General features: G+C 73.4%; 5 protein-coding genes. 4 read left to right on the top strand and 1 reads right to left on the bottom strand.

What is annotated here, in order from left to right:
• The 3 genes from ACGFIA_RS28640 to ACGFIA_RS28630 all read left to right on the top strand — a co-directional run.
• Positions 1 to 407: hypothetical protein (locus ACGFIA_RS28640; protein ID WP_393263038.1), on the top strand; the 407-nt coding region annotated here is incomplete at its 5' end.
• Positions 404 to 1,567 (top strand): peptidoglycan DD-metalloendopeptidase family protein, encoded by a 1,164-nt coding sequence (locus ACGFIA_RS28635; RefSeq protein ID WP_357479348.1) that lies wholly within the window; start codon positions 404 to 406, stop codon positions 1,565 to 1,567. The genes ACGFIA_RS28640 and ACGFIA_RS28635, both read left to right, overlap by 4 nt.
• Before the next feature lie 10 nt (positions 1,568 to 1,577).
• Positions 1,578 to 2,177 carry a hypothetical protein gene (locus tag ACGFIA_RS28630; protein WP_357385459.1) on the top strand — a complete coding sequence of 200 codons (600 nt, stop codon included), beginning with the start codon at positions 1,578 to 1,580 and terminating at the stop codon, positions 2,175 to 2,177.
• 7 nt (positions 2,178 to 2,184) lie between these two features.
• On the opposite strand, the gene ACGFIA_RS28625 is transcribed toward ACGFIA_RS28630, so the two are convergent.
• Positions 2,185 to 2,742, bottom strand: a complete 558-nt coding sequence (locus ACGFIA_RS28625; protein WP_393263044.1) for a hypothetical protein — start codon at positions 2,740 to 2,742, stop codon at positions 2,185 to 2,187.
• A 214-nt stretch (positions 2,743 to 2,956) separates the two neighbouring features.
• On the opposite strand from ACGFIA_RS28625, the gene ACGFIA_RS28620 reads away from it, so the two are divergent.
• Positions 2,957 to 3,152: hypothetical protein (locus tag ACGFIA_RS28620; RefSeq protein WP_393263041.1), on the top strand; the 196-nt coding region annotated here is incomplete at its 3' end.

Raw genomic sequence — 3,152 nt, 5'->3', positions numbered from 1 at the left:
GCCGCCCCTCCCAGCCGATCAGCACAGCCGACCCGGAGGCCGGTGACGACGGCGTGCTGTCCAGCCCGCCGGCCGCTGTCGCACCCAAGGTCCGGCCGGGGGAGGCCACCCCGGAGCAGATCGCCGGGCGGTTCACCACGGCGTGGCTGAGCGGGCCGGGCAGCAGCGGCGACGCCTGGCAGGCCCGCCTGCGGCCACTGTCCACCCCGGCCCTGGTCGAGAAGATGACCGGTGCCGATCCGGAGACGGTGCCCGCGCGGAAGGTGACGGGCGCCCCGACGCTCCGGCCCCGCACCGAGTCCTTCGTGGAGGCGCTGGTTCCGCTGGACAACGGCACGCTCCGGCTCGAACTCGTCGCACCGGACGGGCCCTGGCTGGTGGACGCGGTCGACTGGGAGCGGTCGTGACCGCCGCCGGGCAGGCCCGCCGGAAGCTGCGCCTCGGCGTGGTCGCCACCGCCGTGACGAGCGTGCTCGCCCTGCTCTGCTGCGTCGGCGGTGCCGGTGCCTTCCTCCTCACCGAACTGGGCGGCGACGAGGACGACCCGAAGCTCGCGGCCCTGAACTGTGACCCCGCCTACCAGGTGAACCTGACCGGGGACATGCCGCGCTTCGCCGAGTACGGCGAGCGCCAGCTCCGCAACGCCGCGGTCATCATCAAGGTCGGCCAGGACATGAAACTTCCCGCCCGCGGCTGGGTGATCGCGCTGGCCACCGCGATGCAGGAGTCGGCGCTGCGCAACCTCGCCAACAGTACGGTCCCGGCGTCGCTCGCGCTGCCGCACGAGGGAGTGGGCGCCGACCACGACTCGCTCGGCCTGTTCCAGCAGCGGCCCGGGTGGGGCAGCGTCGAGCAGCGGATGACACCCTCGTACGCGGCCCGCAAGTTCTACCAGAAGATGGAGAAGGTGCCGGACTGGCAGCAGCGCCCACTCACAGTCGTGGCCCAGCAGGTCCAGGTCAGCGCCTATCCCGACGCCTACGCCAAACACGAGGAACTGGCCGGACGCATCGTCGACGAGCTCGCCGGAGGCGCCGCCCGGACCGTGGAGATCGCCGGCAAGGCGGTGTGCGACGCCGCCGCCGGAGACCGGATCGCCGCCTCCGGCTGGACCGCGCCGCTGCCCGGCGGCGTGGTCTCCGGCTTCCGCACCACCGCCCGTCCCAGCCACCACGGCGTGGACCTGGCCGCCTCGAAGGGCACTCCGATCCACGCCGCCTCGGCGGGACGGGTGCTGGTCGCCCGCTGCGACCCCGACCGCTCCGGGCGGCGGGACTGCGACCGGGACGGCTGGCCGGACAAGGGCGGCTGCGGGTGGTTCGTGGACATCCTGCACGCCGGCGGGTTCATTACCCGCTACTGCCACATGGTCGAACGGCCCCGCGTGGTGCCGGGTCAGTCGGTCGCGGCGGGCGAGGTCATCGGGATCTCCGGCAGCAGCGGCAACTCGTCCGGCCCGCACCTGCACTTCGAGGTGCACCACGACGGCGATCGGTCCAGCAGAGGAGCGGAGAACCCGGTCCCCTTCATGCGCAAGCGGGGCGCACCCCTCGGCGAGACCGGGTGAGGACGGGCGGATGAGCAACCCCCTGCCCGACCCGTTCGCCGACCGGCCGGACTGGGCGCCGCTACCACCCCGCCCGGTGGAGACCGTGCCCGCCGCCGGCGGGGCCGAGCTACGCGGCCGCCGCGTGCTGGTCGGCCTGCCCGGTCTCGGCTGGCGGGGCGACCTGCGGGCCGACGAGCGGGTGGTGCAGGGCAGCCGCACCTACGTACCGGTGATTCCGGAACACGAGTGGTACCGGGCCGAGGCCGAGCAGGTTGAGGTGTTCGCGCCGCTGGTACCAGTGGAACGGGTCTGGGTGGAGACCATCGGCGAGCGGCGTCCGGCGGCCGGGGCGAGCGCCCCGGGTCTCCGGCTGGTGTCGCTGGACGTGCCGGAACGCCGGCCACCCACGCCGGTGTTCGAGGCCGACGCGGTGACCGGACGGCGCGTGGTGTACGTGGACGACGGTGTGGAGCGACGCGACCTGCGCGCCGTCACCGAGACCTACTCCGGCCCGGACGGCGACATCTGCGTGCGGGTGGCCCCGGAGCTGGAGTGGTACCGGTGGGCCTGGCGTGGGCAGGCACCGACCACGCTGGAGGTGCCGGTGCACCTGCTCTGGCTGGAATAACCGGAAGTCAGTCGGCGCGCTGCGCCGAGCAGACGCCCCAGCCGTCGTCGCGTCTCGTCTCGAACCGCCACCTCTGCCGCTCACTCTGCGTGGTGCCCTCGACGGAGGCGGAGATGATGAGGTCGACCTCGACCACCGCGACCTCGCTGGATTCCTGCACGGCCAGCGGGCCCCAGCTCACCGAGATCTTCGTGTTGAAGCGCTGCTCCCGGGCCGCAAGGTCATCGCGAAGCGCACGCAGTCCGTCCAAGCTTGTCTGCCTTGTGCAGGTGAACTCTTGCGCCTTTGTGTCATTACGGTCATCCAGGAATGTTTGAATGTAGTTGGCCACCACCACGTCGGGGGCGCTCCGGTCCGGGGCGGTCGCGCGGTCGTACAGCACGAATCCGACCACACCGCCGACGGTGCACAGCAACGCCAGCACCCCCGCGACGACCGCGAGCACCGTGCGCACGGAACGCTTGGGGCGTACCGGTAGGGGAGCGGGCGCGGGGGGCGCCAACGGCTCCGGCGGGGTTCGCTGCGCCGGTACTCGGGACACCTGGGAACCGGCGGGGGGCTGCACTGATTCCACCTCCTGAGGCTATCGGCTGCGCGTCGCGTACCCAATGCCTGGAACCGGCGGATCGTGGCGAACCGCCGGGCGGACGCCGCCCGGCGACGGGGGTGAGGCTGCTCACCGCCGGCCAGCTCACCGCGCCGACCGACATCCCGGTGGACGGCCGCCGCCTGGGTTACCGTCACAACTCGGGGAGGACATGTCGGCCTCGGAAAGAGAGGTGGACGCGGTGGCGACTCCGAAGGCGCGCGCCGGCCGGGCCGCCGCGCTGCACCGCCGGGCCGAGGCCGCCGCGACGGCGGCGGCGGGCATCCTCGACGAGATCCGGCCCGCGCCGGCCGACCACCACCGGCAGTACGAGCTGGCCGAGCGTCTGCGGTCGGCGGCCGACCTGGCGGCACCCGGCTGGGCCGGCG

This window comes from Micromonospora sp. NPDC049203 (assembly GCF_043197215.1).
Taxonomy (GTDB): Bacteria; Actinomycetota; Actinomycetes; order Mycobacteriales; family Micromonosporaceae; genus Micromonospora.
The sequence above is the reverse complement of the archived record's forward strand: the minus strand, read 5'-3'. Positions and strand labels throughout refer to the sequence as shown.